A 25050-nucleotide genomic window follows, 5' to 3' on the forward strand; every position below is an offset into this window, starting at 1 on the left:
CTCCGTCGGCGGCCGGCCGCGCACGTCGAACGTGCAGCCGGGAGAGTAGCCGAGGTTAGAGCCCGTCGTGGCTGGGGTCGGGCGGCTCCACGCTTTTACCCACCTCCCAGGCTCGGGCCCCGAGTCGAGCAAGAACGGGGGGCCACTCGGCCAAATTGCGGTCAGGCCCAAAAGCCCTGACCGAGTCGCAACAGCTTACGGCCCCCCGATCATGCTCGACCCCAAACCAGGCAGGACACCGGCCAAAACCGCTCCGCCGCCCTCGTGTCGGTGCGCGGCTATTCGAAGAACATTTCCTGGCTGTCGCCGATCCGGACAAAGTTGTACTCGGTTGACTTTGGGCGGCCTAGCTTGTCTACTTTCTTGGTGACTTCGACTACAAAAGAAACCGTCACGCCGAGCTCCAGGTGCATGCTCATCAGGTGCTCTGGCGAGACGCGGATTTCGTACGCCGTCGAATTCTTTGCGGACCCAGTCTTGATCTTCACTAGACCCTTTTCGCGCAGCTCGGTAATTCGACCAGTCACGGCCATTTTTGTCCTGGAGAGCTGCAGTGCGCGGAGGCTTCGCACATAACTCTTTCCCCGTCCAGAAAGGTGCGATGCTCGAACGGAGCCGTCAAGGCTGCTCCAGCGCATCTCCATTGAAAGATCGAACCTGTCTAGAGCTTCGACTAGGCCGTCGAGGCAAGGAACAATGCGCTCCCACTGCCGCACATCCTGTTCATGCTCGGCGGCATCTATCAACTTCAGGAGGTCCCTAATCGCGGGATCGGCTGCCGATGAGTCGACTTCTATGATTTCGGGAGCATCGCTACTTGCGATTTCGGGAAACTTGGGGTGGATATGCAGGACGGTGCTTCCCCTGGAGACCCCGGTGAGCTCAAGATCAACGTCTTTCCTGGCGGCGGCCGAGACCCCCTCCCGGAGTGGCTTGAGCAGTGCATCGCCAACCCGGAAGTCCAGTGCGCCGCGATCGGCCGCTTCGCCTCTCAGGCGTACGGTTAGTTCCTCGTAAAGCCGGGCGGTCGGATCATAGTGCCGTGCCGCCTCCAGCCAGTTCTTGCGAAGGTCCTCTTGGTATGCCTCACTGCTAAGATGATCTTCTTCTTGGTCGGCGAAGAACTGTGCGTTGGCCAGGCGGTTGCGTTCAAGTACCCGCTGGCGCCAACTGGTACTCACAGCGTCACCTCCAAGTAGCCACGCCTCGGTGCCGCACTCTCGACGGTGGGCTCAGTCTTGTCTACTCCATCGATACGACAACGCTGCCACCAGTCATCCCAGGCGCCCCGCTCTCGAAGGTACTCCTGCTCTGAGGGTTCCAGCTGCTCGGCGCGGAAGACAGACGCGATGGGGCGGTATCCAACCCGGAGCGGCGACACTCCGAACTCGGCGAGCCTAGCCTTGCGGCTGAACGCGGAGGTCAGCCACCGCGTACCTGCCAGCCCATGCATGGAGGCGACTGCGCGCTCATCGATCAAGACAGTGAGGTCGATGTTCTGAGGGTCAAGTTTCGTGCTGACGTAGCTTCCACCGAGCCATAGGGCATGGACCAGGCTTAGGCTTCCCACGGCATCCCTGTGGCGATCCTCCAGCTCAAAGAAGCGGCTTAGATAGCTCTCCAGCCCGTCCCAAAGCTGGCGCCTGGTCCGAGAGCCCTCGAAGCGGGCGTCGCTGACAAGCAGCCTCTCGGCGGTCTCCGGATCGACCCTGTAGCGGCCGGGCGACAGGAAGCCGTTATCCCCCCATTCAGGAACCACTAGACCTCCCGATGCGTACTGTGGCGCGTCCAGAGGATGTTCTCGTTGCTACGGTTTGTGTGCAAGGGGTAGTTACGAATACGTGAGGTACCCGCGCTCGCTGTGTGCCACGGGCGTGCCAGATCGGGCGGTACGTGGCGGTCAGTCGCGGGCGCCGGCGGTGCGGCAGCTTGGGAACCGGCAAGGTGGACGAGCCGCAGGTCACGCTGGGCGTCGAACGCCTCTCCTTGTAAAGCAGTCCTTCTGCCTGGGGCCGTCTGTGGGCCGTCCGGGGCTGGCCAGCAGCGACCAACAGCACCGCCCAACGACCCCTCCGCGGCCGGTAACCGGCGGCTGATCGATTCCGTCCTGCAGCTGCATCAGTTCCTGCGCAACAAGCGCCAGGAGTGGGAGGAGTACCGCTCCGAGGTCACCCCCTTCGAGCTGCGCAAGAACCTGCAGGTGCTGTGAGCGGCTGACGTTCGGTCGAACGGCCGGGGCCCGCTGTCGTCCGACCGGATGACGGCGGGCCGTCCCGTGTGGGGGGGGCGACTCCCCGGCGGCCCCCCCCGCCGGGTGGCTCCCCGCCCGGTGGGGCCGTCCGGCGCTCGCGCCCGGCGGCGGGCCGCGCGGGCGCGTAACCTGCTGGGGCGGACGGATGGAGGGGCCATGGCGGTGGAGGAGCAGCGGGCCGGGAGCCGGGTCAGCCGGCCGGAGATCAGGCTGGTCCGGCGCGGGTTCACCGACCCGGCGCAGGCGGTGCGGCTGCTGGCCGGTCCGGGACTGGAGGGCCTCGCCGACGACCCGGTGCTGCTGGACGCGCTCGGTGCCACCGCCGACCCCGACCTCGCCCTGCTCGGCCTGGCCCGGCTGCTGGAGGCCGCCGACGAGGCGGACCGGCACACCCTGCGCGACACCCTGACCACCTCCAAGCCGCTGCGCGACCGGCTGCTCGGCGTGCTCGGCGTCTCCACCGCGCTCGCCGACCACCTCGCCCGTCACCCGCACGACTGGCACGTGCTGGTCACCTTCGAGCTGCGCGACATGCACCCGGGCCCGGAGGACTTCCGCCGCGCGCTCGCCGAGGGCGTCCAGGACGGCGGTCGGCAGGGTGCGCGCACCCCGGCGGACGCCCTGCGCACGGCCTACCGCCGCTGCCTGCTCGCCATCGCGGCCCGCGACCTCACCGGCACCACCGACCTCGCGCAGACCGCCGCCGAACTCGCCGACCTGGCCGGCGCCACCCTGCAGACCGCCCTGGACCTCGCCGCCGAACAGGACCCGGACGCGGCCCGGGCCTGCCGACTCGCCGTGATCGGGATGGGCAAGTGCGGCGGCCGGGAGCTCAACTACGTCTCGGACGTGGACGTCATCTTCGTCGCCGAGCCGCGCGAGGGCGTGGACGAGCAGGAGGCGGTCCGGGCCGCCACCCGGCTGGCCGCGGCCCTGACCCGGCTCTGCTCGGACACCACCGGTGAGGGCACCATCTGGCCGGTGGACGCCAACCTGCGCCCCGAGGGCCGCAACGGCCCGCTGGTGCGCACCCTGGCCAGCCACCTCGCCTACTACCAGCGCTGGGCGAAGACCTGGGAGTTCCAGGCGCTGCTCAAGGCCCGCCCCGTCGCGGGGGACGCCGAGCTCGGCGCCGCGTACGTCGAGGCGCTCGCACCGATGGTCTGGCAGGCCGCCGCCCGGGAGAACTTCGTCACCGACGTGCAGCAGATGCGCCGCCGGGTGATCGACTCGATCCCCGCCACCGAGCTGGACCGCCAGCTCAAGCTCGGCCCGGGCGGGCTGCGGGACGTCGAGTTCTCGGTGCAGCTGCTCCAGCTGGTGCACGGCCGCACCGACCGGGCGCTGCGCAGCGGCAACACCCTGGAGGCGCTGGCCGCGCTCTCCCGCGGCGGGTACGTCGGCCGGGCGGACGCCGCCTCGCTGGACACCGCCTACCGCTTCCTGCGCTCGCTGGAGCACCGGATCCAGCTGCACCGGCTGCGCCGCACCCACCTGATGCCGACCGGCGAGGAGGACCAGCGCCGGCTGGCCCGGTCGCTGGCCGGGCTGATCAACGACGACACCCGCTCGGACCCGGTGGCCGCGCTGCAGCGCGAGTGGAAGCGGCACGCGGTGGAGGTGCGCCGCCTGCACGAGAAGCTGTTCTACCGGCCGCTGCTGGACGCCGTCGCCGAGCTGCCGGCGGGCGCGACCGGGCTCACCCCGGACGCGGCCCGGGCCCGGCTGGAGGCGCTGGGCTACGCGGATCCGGCCGCCGCGCTGCGCCACCTCAGCGCGCTCGCCTCCGGGGTGAGCCGCAAGGCCGCGATCCAGCGCACCCTGCTGCCGGTGCTGCTCGGCTGGTTCGCCGACTCGTCCGACCCGGACGCCGGCCTGCTCAACTTCCGCCAGGTCTCCGACGCGCTCGGCCGCACCCCCTGGTACCTGCGGCTGCTGCGGGACGAGAGCGCCGCCGCCGAGCAGTTGGCCCGGGTGCTGTCGGCCGGCCGGCTCGCCCCCGACCTGCTGCTGCGGGCCCCGGAGGCGGTGGCCATGCTGGGGGACCCGCAGGGCCTGGAACCGCGCGGCCGGGCCGCCCTGCAGCAGGAGGTGCTGGCCGCCGTCGGCCGGGCCGGCTCCACCGCCGCGGCCGTGGCGGCCGCCCGTTCGGTGCGCCGCCGGGAGCTGTTCCGGACCGCCGCCGCGGACGTCCTGGGCCGGCTCGGCGAGGACCCGGCCGAGGCGCTGGACGCCGCGGGGGAGGCGCTGACCGCGATCAACGCGGCCACCCTGCAGGGCGCGCTGCGCGCCTGCGTGGCCGGCTGGGAGGCCGAGCACGGGGACCTGCCGACCCGGATCGCGGTGATCGCGATGGGCCGCCTCGGCGGCCGCGAGCTGGGCTACGGCTCGGACGCCGACGTGCTCTTCGTCCACGAGCCGCTGCTCGGCTCGCTGGACGAGGACGCGGCCCGGGCCGCCCAGGCCGTCTGCCACGAGCTGCGGACCCTGCTGGGCGCGCCGTCCACCGAGCCGCCGCTGCTGGTCGACGCCGACCTGCGGCCGGAGGGGCGCAGCGGCCCGCTGGTGCGCACCCTCGCCTCGTACGCGGCGTACTACCGGCGCTGGTCGCACGCCTGGGAGAGCCAGGCGCTGCTGCGCGCCGAGCCGGTGGCGGGGGACGAGGACCTGGGGGCCCGCTTCCGGCAGCTGGTGGACCCGCTGCGCTACCCGGGCACCGGGGTGCCGGAGCGGGACCTGATGGAGATCCGCCGGATCAAGGCGCGGATCGAGGCGGAGCGGTTGCCGCGCGGGGCCGACCCGACCACCCACACCAAGATCGGTCGCGGCGGGCTGGCGGACGTCGAGTGGACGGTGCAGCTGCTGCAGCTCCAGCACGGGCACGAGCTGCCGGCCCTGCGCACCACCCGGACCAGGGCGGCGCTGGCGGCCGCCGCAGGGGCCGGTCTGGTCGATCCGGCCGACGCGGAGGTGCTGGACGCGGCCTGGGTGCTGGCGTCCCGGGTGCGGTCGGCGGTGATGCTGGTGCGCGGCCGGCCGGGCGACAGCTTCCCCGGGGAGGCCCGGGAGCTGGCGGGGGTGGCCCGCTACCTCGGGTACGGGGCCGGGCACAGCGGGGAGCTGGTGGACGACTACCGGCGCACCACCCGGCGGGCCCGGGCGGTGGTGGAGCGGCTGTTCTACGGCTGAGCCCGGAGACGCGAGGACCACGGGTGTCCCGGAGGCGCGAGGACCACGGGTGAGCCCGGACGCGCCGGAGGGGCCCCGGTCGGGGCCCCTCCTGGTGGGTCGTGCGGGCGGGCGGTTACCGCCGGGCGCTGCTGACGGCGGGCTCGCTCCACTGCTCCGGGACGGTGATCGGCTCCTCCGCCGTCTCCCGGGCGGGCACCTGTGGCAGCCGGTACGCCCAGGAGTGGTAGAGCCAGCGGGCGGCGAGGAAGCCCACGGCCAGGCAGATCTCGCCGCCGACGGCGTCCATCCAGAAGTGGTTGGCGGTGGAGACGATGACCACCAGGGTGGCCGCCGGGTAGAGCAGGCCGAGCACCCGCACCCACGTCCGGCGTGCCAGGAAGAAGATCGCCAGGCCGCACCACATCGACCAGCCGATGTGCATCGAGGGCATCGCCGCGTACTGGTTCGAGACGTGGGCGGCGGGCCCGGAGGCCATCGAGCCCCAGGTGCCGTGGGCCTTCACGGTGTCGATGAACCCGCCGTCGGTCATCAGGCGGGGCGGTGCCAGCGGGAAGAAGTAGAAACCGACCAGGGCGATCGCGGTGGTGACGAAGAGCACCGTGCGGGCGGCCGCGTAGCGGCCGGGGTGGCGCCGGTACAGCCAGACCAGCACGCCGATCGTGACGACGAAGTGCAGTGTGGCGTAGTAGTAGTTCATCCCGGTGATGAGCCACCCGACGCTGTCCACGCCGTGGTTGATCGAGCGCTCGACGGCGATGCCCAGGTGCTGTTCGAGGTCCCAGATCCACGTCGTGTGCTTCTGGGCCGTCGTCGCCTGCTCGGGGACGGCGTTGCGCACGATCGAGTAGATCCAGTAGCTGATCCCGATCAGGGCCAGCTCGAACCAGAGCCTCGGCCGGGCCGGTGAGCGGCGCTGGTCGCGGATGCGGCCGCGCAGCACGGCGGTGCGGGACCGGGCGGCGCGGGTGGCTCCGTCGGGCAGGCGCCCCGGGGAGGCCGGCCGTGCGTCGGAGCCGTCGCCGTGCGCCGCGTCGGCGCGCTCGGTGCGGCGCTGCTGGATCTCGGTCGGTTCCCCCATGGTCGAGAAGTCTGCCAGACCTCCCGTCGCCGTCTGCTCATCCTCCGGCAGTGGATTCTTCACCGGTTGTCCCCCTTGAGGGCTAGGGGCCGGCTCCCACCGGGGGAGGGGGTGCGATCGGGTCTGGTGGCTACCGGTGGGACGGACATACGTCCCATTGTCACGCCGCCCGCTCGAAGGGAGTAATCGGGGTGGTCGAGAGGGCCTGGGGCCTGCGTTTTCCCGGGACGAAACGGTTTCTGCATCTTGCTGAAACATATTGCAGGCCGCTAGCTTCCAGGGAACTCGATCGCCCTTCCCCTAAGGGAGACCCTCAGTGGCCGATGCCCGGCTCCACCCGCCGCGGAGCACCCACCGACGCAGACCCGGCCGCACGGCCGTCCTGCTGGCCGCCGCACTGACCGCCGCCACCCTCGGCGGCGCCCCCGCCGCCCTGGCCGCCGCCCCGCCGGCCCCGCCCTCGGACGCCGCCCTGGCGGCCACCTCCGGGCGGCACGACCTCACCCGGGAACAGTTCTACTTCGTCCTGCCCGACCGCTTCGCCAACGGCGACACCCGCAACGACACCGGAGGCATCACCGGCGGGCGGATGGACAACGGCTTCGACCCCGCCGACAAGGGCTTCTACCACGGCGGCGACCTGGCCGGCCTGATCCAGCGGCTCGACTACATCCAGGACCTCGGCACCACCGCGATCTGGATGGCCCCGATCTTCAAGAACAAGCCGGTGCAGGGCACGGGTGACCAGGCCTCGGCCGGCTACCACGGCTACTGGATCACCGACTTCACCCAGGTCGACCCGCACTTCGGCACCAACGAGCAGCTCAAGGAACTGATAGCCAAGGCCCACGCCCGCGGCATCAAGGTCTTCTTCGACGTCATCACCAACCACACCGCCGACGTCGTCGACGCCGCCGAACAGCAGCACGCCTACCGCTCCACCGGCGCCTACCCGACGCTCGACGCCGACGGCAACCCCGTCGACGAGACCGCGGTCGCCGACTCCGCGGCGCCCTGGCCGCGGATCACCAAGGACTCCTTCCCCTACACCCCGGTCCTGCGCACCCCCGCCGACGCCACCGCCAAGACCCCGTCCTGGCTCAACGACCCCTCGCTCTACCACAACCGCGGCGACTCGACCTTCGTCGGCGAGTCCGCCACCGAGGGCGACTTCAGCGGCCTGGACGACCTCGACACCCAGAACCCCAGGGTGGTCAAGGGCTTCGAGAAGGTCTACCAGCAGTGGGTCCAGGACACCGGCGTGGACGGCTTCCGGATCGACACCGTCAAGCACGTCAACATGGCGTTCTGGCAGCAGTGGGCCCCCGCCCTCAAGGACTTCGCCGCCAAGCAGGGCAACAAGCGGTTCTTCATGTTCGGCGAGGTCTACTCCGGCGACCCGGCGACCACCTCCCCGTACGTCACCAAGGGCAGGCTCCAGGCCACCCTGGACTTCCCGTTCCAGGGCGCGGCCCGCTCCTACGTCTCCCAGGGCGGCTCGGCCCGCAACCTCGCCGACGTCTACGGCCAGGACTACCGCTACACCACGGCCGACACCGACGCCTACGAGCTGCCCACCTTCCTCGGCAACCACGACATGGGCCGGTTCGGCTCCTTCCTGCTCGCCGACAACCCCGGCGCCGACGACGCCACCCTGCTGAAGAAGGACCGGCTCGGCAACGAGCTGCAGTTCCTCACCCGCGGCCAGCCCGTCGTCTACTACGGCGACGAGCAGGGCTTCACCGGAGCGGGCGGCGACAAGGACGCCCGGCAGGACGTCTTCGCCTCCGCCACGCCCTCCTACAACACCGACCGCGTGCTCGGCGGCGCCACCGGCCCGGCCGACCGCTACGGACAGGACGGCCCGCTCTACCGGGGCGTCGCCGCCCTGGCCGCGCTGCGCCGGGAGAACCCGGCCCTCGCCGACGGCGCCCAGATCGAGCGCTACGCGGCCGACGGCCCCGGGGTCTACGCCTTCTCCCGGATCGACGCCGGGCAGCAGGTCGAGTACCTGGTGGCGGTCAACAACGCCACCGAGGCGAAGACCGTCACCCTCGACACCTTCTCGGCCGGGACGGGCTTCGACCGGATCTACCCCTCGGCGGGGGAGCGGGTCACCAGCGGCGCGGACCGCAAGGTCACCGTCACGGTGCCCGCGCTCTCCTCGGTCGTCCTCAAGGCCGACGCCCGGCTCGCCGCCCCCGCCGCCGGCCCGCAGCTCTCGCTGCAGCCGCCCGCGGACGGCTCGACCGGCCTCGTCACGGTCGGCGCCACGACCGGCGGCGGCTTCGACCGCGTCACCTTCGCCGCCCAGATCGGCACCGGGCCCTGGCAGACCCTGGGCACCGCCGACACCGGGAAGTACCTCGTCACCCAGGACCTGAGCGCCGTCGCCCCCGGCACGGTCGTCCGCTACAAGGCCGTCGTGCAGGACTCCGCCGGCCGGCTGCGCTCCGCCACCGCGAGCTTCACCACCGGCACCCCCGCCCCCAAGCCGCTGCCCACGGCCGGCTCCCGCCCGTACGCCGTCGTCCACTACAAGCGCCCGGACGGGGACTACGACGGCTGGAACCTCTACGCCTGGGGCGACCTCGCCGACGGCGAATCCACCCCGTGGCCGGCCGGGCACGCCTTCACCGGCCGCGACGCGTACGGCGCCTTCGCGTACGTGCGGCTCAAGCCGGGCGCCTCGGACGTCGGCTTCATCGTCGAGAAGAACGGCGTCAAGGACGTCGACGCCGACCGGCACGTCGACGTCGGCAGCACCGGTGAGGTCTGGCTCGCCCAGGGCGACCCGGCCGTCCGCACCGCGAACCCCGGACCGACGGGCACGCCGCCGGCGAACACCGCCGTCATCCACTACAACCGGGCCGACGGCGACTACGACGGCTGGGGCCTGCACGACTGGACCGGCGCCGCCACCCCCACCGACTGGGGCAAGCCGCTGACGCCGGCGCGCCGCGACGCCTTCGGCGCCGTCTTCGAGGTACCGCTGGCCCCCGGCGCGACCAGCCTCAGCTACATCCTGCACAAGGGCAACGACAAGGACCTGCCCGCCGACCAGTCGCTGGACTTCGCGGTCGACGGCCGCGAGATCTGGATCCTCGGCGGCCGCGAGGGCCACCTGCTGCCGCAGAACGCCGCCGCCTCCTCGCAGATCGACCTCGGCACCGCCAAGGCGCAGTGGATCGACGCGAGGACCGTCGTCGTCCCGGCGAACCACGGCGCGAGCGACCAGGCCCTCGCCGGCGGGACCAGCGCCCAGCTGGTCTACGACCCCGCGGGCGGCATCAAGGCCGACAAGGGCGTGCTGACCGGGCCCGGCCGGTGGATCCGGCTCACCCCCGTCCAGGGCGGGCTGACCGCGGCGCAGAAGGCCGCGTTCCCGCACCTGGCCGGCTACCGGGCCTTCACCGTGGACGCCCGGGACACCGCCCGCGTCCCGGCGGCGCTGCGCAGCCAGCTGCTGTTCACCGAGCACCTGCCCAGCGGCGCCGTGCTCGCCGCCACCGGTGTGCAGACCCCCGGCGTCCTGGACGACCTGTACGCCCGGCGGACCGGGAAGGTCGACTTCGGGCCGGCGTACTACGACGGCAAGGTGGCGCTCTCGCTCTGGGCGCCGACCGCGCAGGAGGTGTCCGTCCAGGTCTTCGACGGCGCCACCGGCGGCACCCCGCGGACGCTCCCGCTGAAGCGGGACGACGAGACCGGCGTCTGGGAGGTCGTCCGCGACAAGGCCGAACTGGACGGCAAGTACTACCTGTACCAGGTGAAGGTCTGGGCGCCCTCGGTGCAGCAGCTGGTGGTCAACACCGTCACCGACCCCTACTCCGTCGCGCTGTCCACCGACTCCCGGCGCAGCCTGGTCGCCGATCTCGACGCCGGGGCGCTCAAGCCGCAGGGCTGGGACGACCATGCCCGCCCGAAGGCCGTCCCCGCCGCCCAGCAGCAGATCCAGGAGCTGCACGTCCGCGACTTCTCCGTCGAGGACGGCACCGTGCCCGCCGCCGAACGCGGCACCTACCTGGCGTTCACCGAGTCGCAGTCCGCGGGCATGCAGCACCTGCGGGACCTCGCCAAGGCCGGCGTGACGACGATCCACCTGCTGCCGACCTTCGACATCGCCACCATCCGGGAGAACCGGGCCGAGCAGAAGCTGCCGGCCTGCGACCTCAAGTCCCTCCCGGCGGACGGCCCGAAGCAGCAGGAGTGCGTGGCGGCGGTCGCCGCCGACGACGCCTACAACTGGGGCTACGACCCGCTGCACTACAACGTGCCCGAGGGCTCGTACGCGACGGACCCCGAAGGCACCGCCCGCACGGTGCAGTTCCGGCGGATGGTGCAGGCGATCCACCAGGCCGGCCTGCGGGTCGTGCTGGACGTCGTCTACAACCACACCGCCGCCGGCGGTCAGGCCGAGCACTCGGTGCTCGACCGGGTGGTGCCGGGCTACTACCAGCGGCTGGACGCCGACGGCAGGATCACCACGGACAGCTGCTGCGCCGACACCGCGCCCGAGCACGCCATGATGAACCGGCTGGTGGTCGACTCGGTGACGACCTGGGCCCGCGAGTACAAGGTCGACGGGTTCCGCTTCGACCTGATGGGCCTGGACCCGAAGTCCACCATGCTCGACGTGCAGGCCGCGCTGCGGAAGATGACGCCCGACTCCGACGGCGTGGACGGGAAGAACGTCCTCCTCTACGGCGAGGGCTGGAACTTCGGCGTCGTCGCGAACGGCGCCCGCTTCGAGCAGGCCACCCAGCTCAACATGGCCGGCACCGGCATCGCGACCTTCGACGACCGGATCCGGGACGCCGCCCGCGGCGGCAACTTCATGCTCTCCTCCGCACCCCAGCAGGGCTTCGCCTCGGGCCTGTACACCGACCCGAACGGCTCGCCCGCGAACGGCACCGCGGACGAGCAGAAGGCCCGACTGCTCCACCAGATGGACCAGTTGAAGGTCGGACTGACCGGCAACCTGGCCGGGTACTCCTTCACCGACAGCCGGGGCCGGAGCGTCACCGGCGCCCAGGTCGACTACAACGGCGCCCCGACCGGGTACGCGGCCGTGCCGGGCGAGGCGGTGGAGTACGTGGACGCCCACGACAACACCGACCTGTTCGACGCGCTCGCCTACAAGCTGCCGGCCGGCACCGCGCCCGCCGACCGGGCCCGGATGCAGGCGCTCGGGCTCTCGCTCACCGCGCTCACCCAGGGGGCGGGCTTCGCCCAGGCCGGCAGCGACCAGCTGCGGTCCAAGTCGCTGGACGCCAACTCCTACGACTCGGGCGACTGGTTCAACGCGATCCACTGGGACGCGGCGGACGGCAACGGCTGGGGGCGGGGGCTGCCGCCCGCGGCCGACAACAAGGACCTGTGGCCCACCGCGAAGTCCCTGCTGGCGAACCCCCGGCTCACCGTGGGGGCGGCCGACATCCGCGCGACCGCCGCGCAGTACCAGCAGTTCCTGCGGATCAAGCAGTCCTCGCCGCTGTTCTCGCTGCCCACCCTGGCGGCGGTCCAGCAGCGGCTCTCCTACCCGCTCTCCGGCACGTCCGGCGAGACGCCCGGGGTGATCACCCTGCACCTGGACGGCACCGGGCTGAAGGGGGCGGAGAAGGGCGTCACCGTGGTCTTCAACGCCACGCCCACGGCTCAGACGCAGACCGTGGCGGCCCTGAAGGGGACGGCCCAGGCCCTGCACCCCGTCCAGGCGGGCGGCACGGACCAGGTGGTCAAGCAGTCCGGTTTCGAGGCCGCGACGGGCACCTTCACCGTGCCCGGCCGCACCGTGGCGGTGTTCGTCCAGGGGTGATCCCGGAGCCGATCGGACCGTAACCGGAACTCACGGGTCCCGCACCGCCGTTGTGGCGGCGCGGGACCCGTGTCGTTTTGGCCGCGAGGTGGCCGGAAACAGCCGTTGGCACGGCCGGAACTGTGATGTGCCGCGCCCGCGGGGCGCTGTCGGCCGCCCGCCGGACCGGGCGGGAGCCCTGAGTGCTGGTCAGTGACATCCGGAAGTGATCGAACTTTACCCGGACCATGAAAACCGTGTTCACGAGTTCGCAAAGGGGTAACACAACTGACGGACCGTCGTGCATACGGTTTCGGTAATGAATCGGCCATTCCGTGGCATGCATCTGTCATTAACGGCTCGTTTGCTGCCACGATTCCTCCGGCTGCAGACGAGGGGGCCCCACCCCCCGGTGCAGCCGGCCAGTTCAGGTGCAGCGCGTCCCGATCCTGCAACGACTTGTGAGCACCGCATCCGCACCCCCGTCGCACACCGCGGGCGGGGGCCCCCACTGCGCCGCAACCCTGCGGCCCAGGTTCTCTCCACCGCGTGCGAACCCGCACCGGTCGGAAAAGGAGTCCGCATGTCCCGTTACGCTCACGCCCGGAAGGCGGCGGTTGTCATGGCCGCCACCACCGCGCTGCTGGTGACCGGCATACCGGTCATCGCCCAGGCCGCCACGCCGGACGCCCCGGCCGCCGTCGCCGCCCAGCAGACGACCCGGGCCGCGCTGATCGCCTCGGCGAACCAGCAGTCCGCGCCCCTCGCCCAGACCCTCGGCCTGAGCAGCGACGAGAAGCTCGTCACCAAGGACGTCGTGCAGGACGCGGACGGCACCCGTCACCTGCGGTACGAGCGGACCCTCAACGGGCTGCCCGTCCTGGGCGGCGACCTGGTGGTCCACCAGTCCGCCACCGGCGCGACCAAGGGCGTGGACCGGGCCAGCAGCGCCTCGCTGAGCGGAGTCGGCACCACGCCGAAGCTGGCGGCGCCGGCCGCGCAGTCGGCCGCGCTCGCCGCCGAGTCGGGCGCCGCGCTGGAGAGCGCGCCCCGCCTGGTCGTCTGGGCCGCGGACAACAACCCCCGCCTCGCCTGGGAGACCGTCGTCTCCTCCACCGAGTCGGACGGCACCCCGAGCAAGCTGCACGTGGTCACCGACGCCACCAGCGGTCAGGTCATCCAGAAGTTCGAGGGCATCCAGACCGGCACCGGCAAGGGCGTCTTCGTCGGCAACGTCAACATCGGCACCTCGCAGTCCGGGTCGTCCTACCAGATGAAGGACACCACGCGCGGTGGGATGTACACCACCAACCTGAACCACGGGACCTCGGGCACCGGCACCCTGTACAGCAAGTCCACCGACACCTGGGGCGACGGCACCGTCGCCAACGGCGAGTCGGCGGCGGTCGACGCCCACTACGGTGTCGCGGCCACCTGGGACTACTACAAGAACACCTTCGGCCGCAACGGCATCCGCAACGACGGTGTCGGCGCCTACAGCCGCGTCCACTACGGCAACAACTACGTGAACGCGTTCTGGGACGACTCCTGCTTCTGCATGACCTACGGTGACGGTGACTCGAACACCCACCCCCTCACCGAGCTCGACGTCGCCGGCCACGAGATGAGCCACGGCGTCACGGCGGCCACCGCCAACCTGAACTACTCGGGCGAGTCCGGCGGCCTCAACGAGGCCACCTCGGACATCTTCGGCACCATGGTGGAGTTCTACGCCAACATCCCGACCGACAACCCCGACTACCTGATCGGTGAGTTGATCGACATCAACGGGAACGGCACCCCGCTGCGGTACATGGACAAGCCGTCCAAGGACGGCCAGTCCGCCGACTACTGGTCCTCCACCGTCGGCAACAAGGACGTCCACTACTCCTCCGGCGTCGCCAACCACTTCTTCTACCTGCTGGCCGAGGGCAGCGGCGCGAAGGTCATCAACGGCGTCAGCTACAACTCGCCGACCCAGAACAACATCGCGGTCACCGGCATCGGCCGGGACAAGGCGGCGCAGGTCTGGTACCGCGCCCTGACCACCTACATGACCTCCACCACCAACTACGCCGCGGCGCGCACCGCGACGGAGAAGGCGGCCACCGACCTGTACGGTGCCGGCAGCGCGGAGCTCACGGCCGTCAGCACCGCCTGGGCGGGCGTCAACGTCGGCTCGCTGCCCAACCCGGGCGGCGTCACCGTCACCAACCCGGGCAACCAGTCGACCGCGCTCAACGGCTCGGTGAACCTGCAGATCAAGGCCACGGGCGGCACCGCCCCGCTGTCCTACAGCGCCTCCGGCCTGCCCGCCGGCCTGTCGATCAACGCCTCCACCGGCGTGATCAGCGGCACCGCCACCGCCGCCGGCACCTCCAACGTGACCGTCACGGCCACGGACTCGGCCGGCAAGAGCGGCAACACCAGCTTCACCTGGACCGTCACCGGCGGTGGCGGCGGCAGCTGCACCCCGGCGCAGCTGCTGGGCAACGCCGGCTTCGAGACCGGCAGCGCCTCCCCGTGGACGGCGAGCTCCGGCGTCGTCGACAACAGCTCCTCGCAGGCGGCCCACGGCGGCTCCTGGAAGGCCTGGCTGAACGGCTACGGCTCCAGCCACACCGACTCGCTGTCCCAGACGGTCACCATCCCGGCCGGCTGCAAGGCGACGCTGAGCTTCTGGCTGCACATCGACACCGCCGAGACCGGCTCCACCGTCTACGACAAGCTGACCGTCTCGGTCAACGGCACCACGCTGAAGACCTACAGCAACGTGGACGCCGCGGCCGGCTACCAGCAGCGCACCTTCGACCTCTCGTCCTACGCGGGCCAGACGGTCACCCTGAAGTTCAACGGCGTCGAGGACTCCTCGCTGCAGACGAGCTTCGTGATCGACGACACCTCCGTCCAGACCGGCTGAGGTCGGGTCGGGCCTCCTCGGGCCCGGTGAACCAGGACAGGTGAGGGGCCCGGCAGCCACGGCTGCCGGGCCCTTGTCGTGCGTCCGGCGGGCCTTTGTCGTACGTCCGGCGGGTCCTTGTCGTGTGTCCGGCCGGGGCTGGGCGCCGGGTCCGGCGGGGGTGGATTCCGAGCCCGGCGCGGGGTATGCAGAAACGTTCTTTCCAGGCTCTTGACGGTGTGTGTCGACGGCTCTAGGTTCAGCGCTGCAAGTTTCCGGCAAGTTACAGAAACTTCCTGCAGGCTTCACCCTCCGGCTGCCCCACCCCAGCCACCCCCAGGAGACGACGTGGTCACCACCGCCCCCACCCGCCGGCCCGTCCGCGCGGCCGGAGCGCTCGCCGCCTCGGCGGCGCTCGCGCTCTCGCTCGGCACCACCCTCGGAGCCCCCACCGCGGGGGCCACCCCGCCCACCGCCAACGGCAAGGACGTCACCGCCACGCTCTTCGAGTGGCGCTTCGACTCGGTCGCCCAGGCCTGCACCTCCACCCTCGGCCCCAAGGGCTACGGCTTCGTCGAGGTCTCGCCGCCCCAGGAGCACATCCAGGGCCCCCAGTGGTGGACCTCCTACCAGCCCGTCGGCTACCGGATCGCCGGCCGGCTCGGCGACCGGACGTCCTTCAAGAACATGGTCGACACCTGCCACGCCGCCGGCGTCAAGGTGATCGCCGACGCGGTGGTCAACCACATGGCGGCCGGCTCCGGCACCGGCACCGGCGGCACCGCGTACAGCAAGTACACCTACCCCGGCACCTACCAGGACCAGGACTTCCACCCCTGCCGCCAGCCGATCACCGACTACCAGGACCGCTCCAACGTCCAGAACTGCGAGCTGGTCAACCTCTCCGACCTGGACACCGGCAGCTCCTACGTCCGGACCACCATCGCGCACTACCTCGACGACCTGGGCGCGCTCGGCGTCGACGGCTACCGGATCGACGCGGCCAAGCACATCGCCGCCGCCGACCTCGCCGCGATCAAGGCCAAGATGGCCAACCCGGGCGCCTACTGGGTGCAGGAGGTCATCTACGGCGCCGGCGAGCCGATCCAGCCCGGTGAGTACACCGGCACCGGCGACGTGGACGAGTTCCGGGTCGGCACCGACCTCAAGCGGATGTTCACCAGCGACAAGCTCGCCAACCTGAACGGCTGGGGCGCCTCCTGGGGCTACCTGCCGAGCGGCCAGGCGCGCAGCTTCATCGACAACTGGGACACCGAGCGCAACGGCTCCACCCTCAACTACACCTACGGCAACACCTACACGCTGGCCAACGTCTTCCTGCTGGCCTCGCCGTACGGCGCGCCCAACGTCTACTCCGGCTACTCCTTCACCAACAAGGACGACGGCCCGCCCAACGGTGGCACCGTCAACGCCTGCTACCAGGACGGCTGGAACTGCACCCACGCCTGGCGGCAGGTCGCCAACATGGTCGGCTTCCGCAACGCCGTCGCCGGCACCGGCGTCACCAACTGGTGGTCCAACGGCAACAACGCCATCGCGTTCGGCCGCGGCAACAAGGGCTACGTCGCGATCAACCACGAGAACGGCGCGATCACCCAGACCTTCCAGACCGGGCTGCCGGCCGGCACCTACTGCGACGTCCAGCACGGTGACCCGCAGCCGGGCGGCGGCTGCACCGGCCCGACCTACCAGGTGGGCGCCAACGGCCAGTTCACCGCGACGGTCGGCGCGGGCGACGCGGTCGCGCTCTACGTCCAGGGCGCGGTCGCCGCGACCACCGGCGCCTCGTTCAACGTCAACGCGACCACCGCGTACGGCCAGAACGTCTACGTGGTCGGGGACGTCCCCGCCCTCGGCGGCTGGGACCCGGCCAAGGCTCTGCCGCTCTCCTCGGCCGGCTACCCCGTCTGGTCGCTGTCGCTCCCCCTGCCGGCCGGCACGGCCTTCCAGTACAAGTACGTGCGCAAGGACGCCAACGGCGCGGTGACCTGGGAGTCCGGGGCCAACCGGAGCGCCACCGCGCCCTCCTCGGGCACGGTCACCCTGAACGACACCTGGCGCCCGTAAGGCCCGTCCGGCCCCGGGGGCCGGGCCCTCGGGACGGCCCCGGGGGCCGTCCGTGATGCGGGGACCCCTGTCAGCCCAGGCTGACAGGGGTCCCCCGTGTGAGTGGCCGCACCGCTTCGCCCCCCGGGCGGCGGTCCGGCGCTGGCACCATCGCGGGATGAGAACCACCCCCCTCGTCCTCGACCTCGAACTGTGCGGCGGCCGCTGGGACGGACACCGCAAGCTCGTCCACGCCGCCGCCCCGCCGCCCGTGCTCCGGATGGTCCTGCGGGCCCGACTGCCCGTCGCCGAGAACGGCGAGTACTGGCCGACCACCAGCGTCTACCGGCTGGACGAGGACGGCGGCGGGCTGCGGTACCGGCACTCGCACGACGAGTAGGCGGGCGGCCGGGCCCGCGTCCTGCCGGCTCCCGCCGCGTCGCGACGTTCCGTCGGCCCCGCCGCGCCCTGCCGTTCCGTCCGCCCGCTCCCGGCCGTCAGCCGCGGCCGATGTACGGCATCGCGGTCGCCATCACGGTGGCGAACTGCACGTTCGCCTCCAGTGGCAGCTCGGCCATGTGCCGGACGGTGCGGGCCACGTCGGCCACGTCCATGGTCGGCTCGGGCGCGATCCGCCCGTCCGCCTGCCGGACCCCGGCGCCCATCGCGGCGGTCATGTCGGTCGCCGCGTTGCCGATGTCGATCTGCCCGCAGGCGATCCGGTACGGGCGGCCGTCCAGCGACAGCGACCTGGTCAGCCCGGTCACGGCGTGCTTGGTGGCGGTGTAGGCGATCGAGTGCGGCCGCGGGACGTGCGCCGAGATCGAACCGTTGTTGATGATCCGGCCGCCCTGCGGGTCCTGTGCCTTCATCTGCCGGAACGCGGCCTGGGCGCAGAGGAAGGCACCGGTCAGGTTGAGGTCGACCACGGCCCGCCAGGCCGCCACCTCGAGCTCCTCCACCGGGACGGCCGCGCCGAAGGTGCCGGCGTTGTTGAACAGCAGGTCCACCCGGCCGAAGCGCTCGGCGGTCTCCGCGAACAGCGCGTCCACCGCCGCCGGGTCGGTCACGTCGGTCGGCACCGCGACGGCCGGGGTGCCGCCCAGCCGCGCCGTCTCCCGCAGCGGTTCGGCCCGCCGGCCGGCCAGTACCACCTGCCAGCCGGCCCCGGCCAGCTCGACCGCCACGGCCCGGCCGACGCCGCTCCCGGCTCCGGTGACGACGGCGATCTGCTGGGGCATGGCGCTCTCCTCGGTGCTCTGTGCGGTTGCTCTGTGCGGTTGCTCTGTGCGGTTGCTCTGCTCGGGTGCCCTGCTCGGTCCGTGCGGACCCGGTCCGGCGGGGCCGGCCGGGGCCGCCTGGCAGCCCCGTCGAGGCGATCGTCGCGGATGGGGCGGCCGGCGTCACTGGTCGAAGGCCCCAAAATCGGTGCCCCCGGGCAGGCCGACCGCTGTGTCCCCCGCCGTCCGGCCCCCGCCGTCCGGCCCCCGCCGTCCGGCGGGAGCGGTGAAGACCTTTACCCGATCGCGAACAAACATTGGATTTACGGTGCCCGCCGCGCAACCGGGTCACCCCGGCCCACGTCATAAGATCGCAGGACGGCGCGCCACCGCGAGGGGCGGCACGCCGCCGTTCCGGGGGCCGTACCACCGTCGTGCCCCCGGGCCTGTCCGGCCCCACCGGGGGGCCGCCGCCCGGTCAGACGGACCGGGCGCGACATCGGTCGGAGAGTCCTCACCGTGCTTAGGCAGTCGTCCCGTTCCCGCGCCGTCCTGACCGGCGCCGCCGCACTCGCCCTGGCCGCCTCGCTCGCGGCCTGCGGGAGTTCCGGCGGCGGGAAGGGGGACGGCGCCAAGGCGGCCGGCACCCCGGGCGCGAGCGGGACCACTGCGGCGGGCAGCCCGAGCGGCACCGGCACCGGATCGCCCACCACCGCGGAGCCCACGGCCGCCACCGGGAAGGTGCTGATGCCCACCGGTCCGCAGGCCGCCCTGACCAAGGCCCGGGACACCGCGGCCGGCCCGATCATGGTGACCACGGTGACCGGCGCGAAGTCCGGGGTGTCCGGCAAGGTCTGGGTCTGGCTGCCGCCGGAGTACAACGACCCCAAGTTCGCCAAGACCGGCTTCCCGGTGCTGACCCTCTTCGCGGGCGGCCAGAGCAACGGCTACAACACCTGGACCGACAACCAGCTGCCGATCCAGGAGAGCAACGCGGAGCTGGTGAAGGCCGGCAAGGCCCACCCGTTCATCATGATCATGCCGGTGCAGAACTTCAACGGCGACGAGCACAACGCGCTGGACTGCTCCGACATCCCGGGCCAGCCCAAGATGGGCACCTGGATGACCCAGGACATCCCGGACTTCGTGCGCGCCAACTTCCGCACCCTCAAGGGCCGCGACGGCTGGGGCGTGATGGGCGCCTCCACCGGAGGCTTCTGCAGCGCCAAGCTCGCCCTGCAGCACCCGGACGTCTACAAGGCCGCCGTCCCGATCGACGGCTACTACGTCCCCGACTCGGGGCTCTGGAAGGGCCACGACGCCGAGCGCGCGGCCAACAACCCGGACGTGCTGGTCGCCCAGAGCAAGGCCGACGTCAAGATGCTGGTCACCGCGGGCGGCGCCAACCCGTACGAGACCAAGCTGGTCAAGGCCTGGGTGGCCAAGGCCGCCCCGCCCACCTCCCTGGAGTACTACGAGCAGCCCGGTGGCAAGCACCTGACCTCGGACTTCAAGAAGATGATCCCGGACACGCTGCAGTGGCTGAGCAAGAACCTGGCCGGGCCTGCGGCCGACTGACCCGGTACGGCGGACGGGTGCGCGCGCACGCCGAACGCGGCCGAGGGCCCGGGACACCCGCACGGGTGTCCCGGGCCCTCGGCGTTCCCGGGCCGGCCCCCGTTCCCACCCCGGGCCCGGCTGCGTCGGGCTGTGCCCGGCCCCGCCCCCGCCCGCCCGGCGGCGGTCTCCGTAGCGTTCCGGCGGCGTCCCCGGCGCAGCCGCCCGGGGGTGCATAAACGCCTGTGACCTGCGCGTCAATCGGACATTGATTCGCTTCTGATCGACTGTGAGCACTTTGGATGGCGCCGCGTCCCACCGGCCGGCCCGCCCGATCCGCCACCTCGTGAAGAGAGTCCCATGCCGATCCACCTGCTGCCCCAGCCGTCCCCCGCCGTGCCCGAGCAGGCGCAGTCCGGGGCCGACTCCAGGGGTGCGGCCGCGTCCGCGCTGGCCGCCGACGAGGAGCCGGCGACGGCCCGCTTCGCCGGGTTGCGGCTGGTGCACTCCGCGCTGCGCCGCGACCTCGCCCGGCTGCCCAACGCGCTGCGCCTGCTGCAGCCCGGCGAGGACGACGCGGGTGAGGCGCTGCTGCGGCACTGGACCTTCGTGACCGCGATGCTGACCTGCCACCACGAGCAGCAGGACACCCGGATCTGGCCGATCGTGCGCCGCTTCGCGCCCGAGCTGCGGTTGCTGCTCAACTGGTTGGAGGCCGACCACCACAACCTCGACCACTCCTTCACCCGGGTCACCACGCTGGTCCGGATCGCCAGCCGGGACACCGGGAGCGCTTGGCCGGTGGCGTACGCGATGGAGGACCTGGCGGCCCGGCTGGAGACGCACCTGCGGATCGAGGAGCGCCAACTGCTGCCCCGGATGGAGCTGGTGGTCCCGGAGACCTCCCGGCTCGGCGGCCTGGGCGAGCTGCTGGACCTGCTGCGCTCGGCGGACGGCCCGGGCACGGCGGACGCGCTGGCCTGGCTGCTGGACGGGGTGGAGCCGGCGACGGTCGAGCGGCTGCTCGCCGACTGCGACGACGACGTGGCCCGCAACTGGCCGCACTGGCAGGCCACCTACCAGCGCTGCACCGCCCAGCTCTGGGGCGCGTCGGGCGGGCCGGGCGACAGCGTGCCCGGCGACCTGGGCGGCATCGCCGACTGACTGCCCGGCCTTTTCTCGGGCCGTTCGTCTACGCGCGTGGCATGCGCCGGAGGCATATGCCGACGCCCGCGCTGCGGTGCACCGCACCGGCCCATCTCGCCGGCGTCCGTTCGCGCAGGCCTCACTCCCCGGCGTCCCCGGCAGTCCACGGCGTCCGCGGTGCCCTCGGAGTCCTCGGGGGCTGACCCCCGGCGCCCCGGCGCAGGTCGCCACCGCGGCCCCGCCGCCGACGCCACCACCGTCACTCCGGCAGGCGGTTGAGCCACAGCAGCGGAGCGACCCGGATCGCCGTGTGCGGCGAGCCGTCCCACTCCGCCGGCAACCCGGCCGCCGCCAGGGCGGCCACCACCGCCCGGCCGACCTCGACCGTCCGCCGCTCCGCCACCCCGGCGGGCTCCGCCCCGGTGCGGAAACCGCCGTACCGCAGCATCAGGCCCTGACCGGCGGCGGCCGCCTCGGTGTCCTGCTGGTGGAAGAAGACGAACCCGTGCGAGCCCTCGTCGGCCTCGCCGCCGATCTCCTCGTAGCCGCAGGTGGCACAGCAGGTGAAGTCCATCGCCGCGACGACGCCCTGCTCCTCCAGCGCGTCGAACGCCGCCTCCAGGCGGTCCACGTCCGTGGTCGCGGGCCAGGAGGCCTGCTCGGCCAGCCGCTCGTCCCACAGCGGAGCGACGATCCGCTCCGCCTCCTCCTGCGTCAGTCCCTGGTCGTCGAGGACCTCGACCAGGGACTCGGCTATCTCGTCCGGCTCCTGGAAGCCGCACCGGATCAACTCGCGGGCCCGCTCGCGGGCTTCGCGCAGGACTTCGGGGTCGACGTCCGTCTCCTGGGTCATGCGGCGATCCTCGCACCCGTCACTGACAACGCCCGGCCCTCGGCGCCGGCCCGCGGGCACCCGGTGCTACCGTCCGCCGATGACCTCACTGCTGCAACCCCCGCTGCTCTCCCGGCTGCTGGCCGCCGAGCGCATCCTCATCGCCGGCGCCGGGGGCGGTTTCGACGTGTACGCCGGTCTGCCGATCGCCCTCGCCCTGCGTGCCGCGGGCAAGGAGGTGCACCTGGCGAACCTCTCCTTCACCCACCTCTACGGCCTGCCCGCCGAGGTCTGGGCGGAGCCCGAGGTGGCCCGGATCGGCCCGGACACCGCCGCCCCCGAGGGCTACTTCCCGGAGCGCACCCTGGCGCGCTGGCTGCACCGGCACGGGATGCCCGACACGGTGTGGGCGTTCCCGTCCGTGGGCGTCCAGCCGCTGCGCGAGGCCTACCGGGCGCTCACCGGCCGCCTGGGCGTCGACGCGGTGCTGCTGGTCGACGGCGGCACCGACATCCTGATGCGCGGGGACGAGGCCGGTCTCGGCACCCCGGAGGAGGACATGGCCAGCCTCGCCGCGGTGGCCGGTCTCACCGGAGTGCCCGAACGGCTGGTCGCCTGCCTGGGCTTCGGCATCGACGCCCACCACGGCGTCAACCACGCGCTGGTGCTGGAGAACCTCGCGGCGATCGAGCGAGCGGGCGGCTACCTCGGCGCCTTCTCCATCCCCCGCGGCAGCCGGGAGGGCGTGCTCTACCTGGACGCCGTCGAGCACGCCCGGGCCGCCTTCCCCGAGCACCCCAGCATCGTCAACGGCTCGGTGGCGGCGGCGCTGCGCGGCGAGTTCGGCGACGTCCGGTTCACCGACCGGACGAAGGGCGGCGAGCTCTTCGTCAATCCGCTGATGACGCTCTACTTCGGGGTGACCGTCGAGGCGCTGGCCGCCGAGAACCGTTACCTGGACCGGATCGAGCACACCGTGCTGACCCGCCAGATCAGCACCGTCATCGAGGAGTTCCGGGACGACCTGCCCCGGCAGCGCCCGCCCCGGCAGTTCCCGCACTGACGCAGAGCGCCACCGGGCGCCGGCGGCCCGCGGTCAGCGCCACCCGGCACCGCCCTCCGTGCCGCCGGGCCGGGGCACGGTCAGCCGGAGGCCAGCCGGAACTCCAGGTTCCCGAAGCGGACCTGGTCGCCGGCCCGGACGCGGACGCCGCCCGCGATCCGGCGGCCGTTCACGTGCGTGCCGTTGGTCGAACCGAGGTCGTACAGCACCCAGCCTCCACCCTCGTGCCGGAGTTCGGCGTGCTGGCGGGAGACCGAGGCGTCGTGCAGCCGCAGTCCGGAGCCGGGGATCCGGCCGATCGTCAACTGGACGGCACCGGCCTGCGGGAGGCTCAGCCCCGGCAGCCGCTCGGTGCGCCAGGCGCGGTTCAGCCGGTCCCCGAACGCGGAGACCCGGCCGACCGCCCGCAGCACGAGGCGCTCGACCGGGTTCCCCGTCGGCAGCCCGGTCATCGCCGCGTCCAACTCGCTCTTGCTGGTGGCCTGGAGGACGATCTCCATCCGGCCGAGGAAGGTGTCGTGCGACAGCCGCCCGCTGCCCGCGCCGTCCCGGAGCGCGCCGAGGGCCTGCTCCCGTTCGGCGTCGGACGGCCGGAGCGCGCCGCCGCGGAACTCAGGAGACGTCGTCATGGCCCGATTGTCGGCTCAGCCGGCCGGGACTGTCCAGAACGCGCCGCCCGCCGGCGCCCGATGAGTACGTCACTGCACTCCAGACGCCGGCCGGGCGCGCGCGGTTCCGGCCGTCCGGGGGCGGTCCACGGGCCGTCCCGACGACCGGTCAGGCGACCGGCCCGACGGGGTGTCAGCCCTTGCGGGCCGCCGCCAGGATCTTCTCCGTGGTGTGCAGGAACCGGGAGGTCACCGAGCCCCGGTAGGCCTTGCCGAACAGCTCCCCGGTCACCCACTTGCCGTTCCTCAGGTGGATCACCACGTACGCGGCGCCCGGGTCGGCGCCGATCACCTCGTGGTCGCCCTTGGGCGAGGTGTACGGGACGGCGAGGTCGGCAGGCAGCGGCTCGGACAGGAAGGCCACCACCAGCCGGACGTCCGGTGTCACCTCGACGCCCCGGAACGGCTCGGCGGCGAGCAGCTCGGCCACCTCGTCGACGGTGCGCAGCAGCACCGGCACCGGGTACCCGAGGGACTGCTCCAGGTGCTGCTCGATGCGTGCGGTCAGGGCGGCGCGGTCCGGCTCGTCGGTGGTGAAGAAGACGTTGCCGCTCTGGATGTAGGACCGGACGCCGTCCAGCCCGAGCTCGGTGAAGAGCTCCCGCAGCCGTTCCATCCGCACCGTCCGGCCGCCGACGTTGATGGCGCGGAGGAAGGCGATGTACGTGGTCGTGGTGGTCACCCCGCCAGTCTGGCACCGGGCACCGACAGCCGTCCGGCGGTGCCCGGCGGGTGTCGGTACCGGGTGCCAGACTGGCGCCATGGCTACCTGGCAGGATTTCGAGCAGGAGGCCCCGGACCTCGCGCCCCTCGTGCGGGCCCGGTTCGAGGCCGAGAAGCACCACGTCCTGGCGACGCTGCGCAAGGACGGATCGCCCCGGGTGAGCGGCACCGAGGTCGACTTCGTCGGCGCCGACCTGATGCTCGGGTCGATGTACGGCTCCGCCAAGGCGCGCGACCTCCAGCGGGACGGCCGCTTCGCGCTGCACGCCCACCCGGGGGGCGAGCGGATGGAGGGCGGTGACTCCAAGGTCTCCGGCCGCGCGGTCGAGATCACCGACGAGACCGAGCTGGCCGCCTACGCGGCGGATCTGCCCGAGCCGCCGCCCACCCCCTTCCACGCCTTCCGGCTGGAGCTGGAGCAGGTCGTGCACACCGCGGTGGGGGAGGGCCACCTCTGGGTCCTCAACTGGCACCCGGGCCGGCCGGTGCAGCGGATCCAGCTGCACTGACCGGCCCGGGTCAGGCTCCGCCGGGCTCGATTCCGGCCCGGCAGGATT

The 25050-nt window shown here is 72.3% G+C and carries 16 protein-coding genes and 1 pseudogene; 10 read left to right on the forward strand and 7 right to left on the reverse strand.

Annotated elements, in window-relative coordinates:
* Positions 1-278 precede the first annotated feature (278 nt).
* Positions 279-1181 carry a hypothetical protein gene (locus tag ACFYUY_RS05705; RefSeq protein WP_387898263.1) on the reverse strand — a complete coding sequence of 301 codons (903 nt, stop codon included), beginning with the start codon at positions 1179-1181 and terminating at the stop codon, positions 279-281.
* Complete coding sequence (locus ACFYUY_RS05710; protein WP_387898265.1) at positions 1178-1759, reverse strand: DUF6932 family protein; 582 nt, start codon at positions 1757-1759, stop codon at positions 1178-1180. The genes ACFYUY_RS05705 and ACFYUY_RS05710 overlap by 4 nt, the downstream gene beginning before the upstream one ends.
* A 363-nt stretch (positions 1760-2122) precedes the next feature.
* Between ACFYUY_RS05710 and ACFYUY_RS05715 the strand changes: the two are divergent.
* A pseudogene (locus tag ACFYUY_RS05715) lies at positions 2123-2209 on the forward strand (glutamine synthetase); the annotation flags it as partial.
* 198 nt (positions 2210-2407) lie between these two features.
* Positions 2408-5440 (forward strand): bifunctional [glutamine synthetase] adenylyltransferase/[glutamine synthetase]-adenylyl-L-tyrosine phosphorylase, encoded by a 3033-nt coding sequence (locus ACFYUY_RS05720; RefSeq protein WP_360207615.1) that lies wholly within the window; start codon positions 2408-2410, stop codon positions 5438-5440.
* A gap of 115 nt (positions 5441-5555) precedes the next feature.
* Here the strand turns inward: ACFYUY_RS05720 and ACFYUY_RS05725 are convergent, their stop codons facing one another.
* On the reverse strand, positions 5556-6521 hold the full coding sequence (locus ACFYUY_RS05725; RefSeq protein ID WP_360207612.1) for a phosphatase PAP2 family protein: 966 nt from the start codon (positions 6519-6521) through the stop codon (positions 5556-5558).
* Between the two features lie 316 nt (positions 6522-6837).
* On the opposite strand from ACFYUY_RS05725, the gene pulA reads away from it, so the two are divergent.
* The 4 genes from pulA (at position 6838) to ACFYUY_RS05745 (ending at position 17684) form a co-directional block, all read left to right on the forward strand.
* Entirely contained in the window at positions 6838-12339 is a 5502-nt protein-coding gene (gene pulA / locus ACFYUY_RS05730) for a pullulanase-type alpha-1,6-glucosidase (protein ID WP_387898269.1), read from the forward strand.
* Positions 12340-12901: 562 nt separating this feature from the next.
* Positions 12902-15238 carry a M4 family metallopeptidase gene (locus ACFYUY_RS05735; RefSeq protein ID WP_360207607.1) on the forward strand — a complete coding sequence of 779 codons (2337 nt, stop codon included), beginning with the start codon at positions 12902-12904 and terminating at the stop codon, positions 15236-15238.
* A gap of 327 nt (positions 15239-15565) precedes the next feature.
* The gene (locus tag ACFYUY_RS05740) at positions 15566-17305 is read left to right on the forward strand and encodes a carbohydrate-binding module family 20 domain-containing protein (protein ID WP_387898272.1); all 1740 of its coding nucleotides are present in this window, start codon (positions 15566-15568) and stop codon (positions 17303-17305) included.
* A 157-nt stretch (positions 17306-17462) separates the two neighbouring features.
* Entirely contained in the window at positions 17463-17684 is a 222-nt protein-coding gene (locus ACFYUY_RS05745; RefSeq protein WP_387898275.1) for a hypothetical protein, read from the forward strand.
* 97 nt (positions 17685-17781) lie between these two features.
* On the opposite strand, the gene ACFYUY_RS05750 is transcribed toward ACFYUY_RS05745, so the two are convergent.
* Positions 17782-18525, reverse strand: a complete 744-nt coding sequence (locus ACFYUY_RS05750; protein WP_360207599.1) for an SDR family oxidoreductase — start codon at positions 18523-18525, stop codon at positions 17782-17784.
* 498 nt (positions 18526-19023) lie between these two features.
* On the opposite strand from ACFYUY_RS05750, the gene ACFYUY_RS05755 reads away from it, so the two are divergent.
* Entirely contained in the window at positions 19024-20082 is a 1059-nt protein-coding gene (locus ACFYUY_RS05755) for an alpha/beta hydrolase-fold protein (protein ID WP_360207596.1), read from the forward strand.
* A 339-nt stretch (positions 20083-20421) separates the two neighbouring features.
* Positions 20422-21225, forward strand: a complete 804-nt coding sequence (locus tag ACFYUY_RS05760; protein ID WP_360207594.1) for a hemerythrin domain-containing protein — start codon at positions 20422-20424, stop codon at positions 21223-21225.
* A 241-nt stretch (positions 21226-21466) separates the two neighbouring features.
* On the opposite strand, the gene ACFYUY_RS05765 is transcribed toward ACFYUY_RS05760, so the two are convergent.
* Positions 21467-22060: a DUF6891 domain-containing protein gene (locus tag ACFYUY_RS05765; RefSeq protein ID WP_387898279.1), complete on the reverse strand. Its 594-nt coding sequence runs from the start codon at positions 22058-22060 to the stop codon at positions 21467-21469.
* A 79-nt stretch (positions 22061-22139) separates the two neighbouring features.
* On the opposite strand from ACFYUY_RS05765, the gene ACFYUY_RS05770 reads away from it, so the two are divergent.
* The gene (locus ACFYUY_RS05770; RefSeq protein ID WP_387898282.1) at positions 22140-23102 is read left to right on the forward strand and encodes a DUF1152 domain-containing protein; all 963 of its coding nucleotides are present in this window, start codon (positions 22140-22142) and stop codon (positions 23100-23102) included.
* An 80-nt stretch (positions 23103-23182) separates the two neighbouring features.
* Here ACFYUY_RS05770 and ACFYUY_RS05775 read toward each other — a convergent pair whose 3' ends face one another.
* The gene (locus ACFYUY_RS05775) at positions 23183-23731 is read right to left on the reverse strand and encodes an FHA domain-containing protein (protein WP_387898284.1); all 549 of its coding nucleotides are present in this window, start codon (positions 23729-23731) and stop codon (positions 23183-23185) included.
* 172 nt (positions 23732-23903) lie between these two features.
* On the reverse strand, positions 23904-24452 hold the full coding sequence (locus ACFYUY_RS05780; protein WP_360207582.1) for a DUF1697 domain-containing protein: 549 nt from the start codon (positions 24450-24452) through the stop codon (positions 23904-23906).
* Between the two features lie 79 nt (positions 24453-24531).
* On the opposite strand from ACFYUY_RS05780, the gene ACFYUY_RS05785 reads away from it, so the two are divergent.
* Positions 24532-25002: a pyridoxamine 5'-phosphate oxidase family protein gene (locus ACFYUY_RS05785; protein WP_360207579.1), complete on the forward strand. Its 471-nt coding sequence runs from the start codon at positions 24532-24534 to the stop codon at positions 25000-25002.
* Positions 25003-25050: the final 48 nt, after the last annotated feature.

This window comes from Kitasatospora sp. NPDC004745, from assembly GCF_042873275.1.
In the GTDB taxonomy this organism is placed as follows: domain Bacteria; phylum Actinomycetota; class Actinomycetes; order Streptomycetales; family Streptomycetaceae; genus Kitasatospora.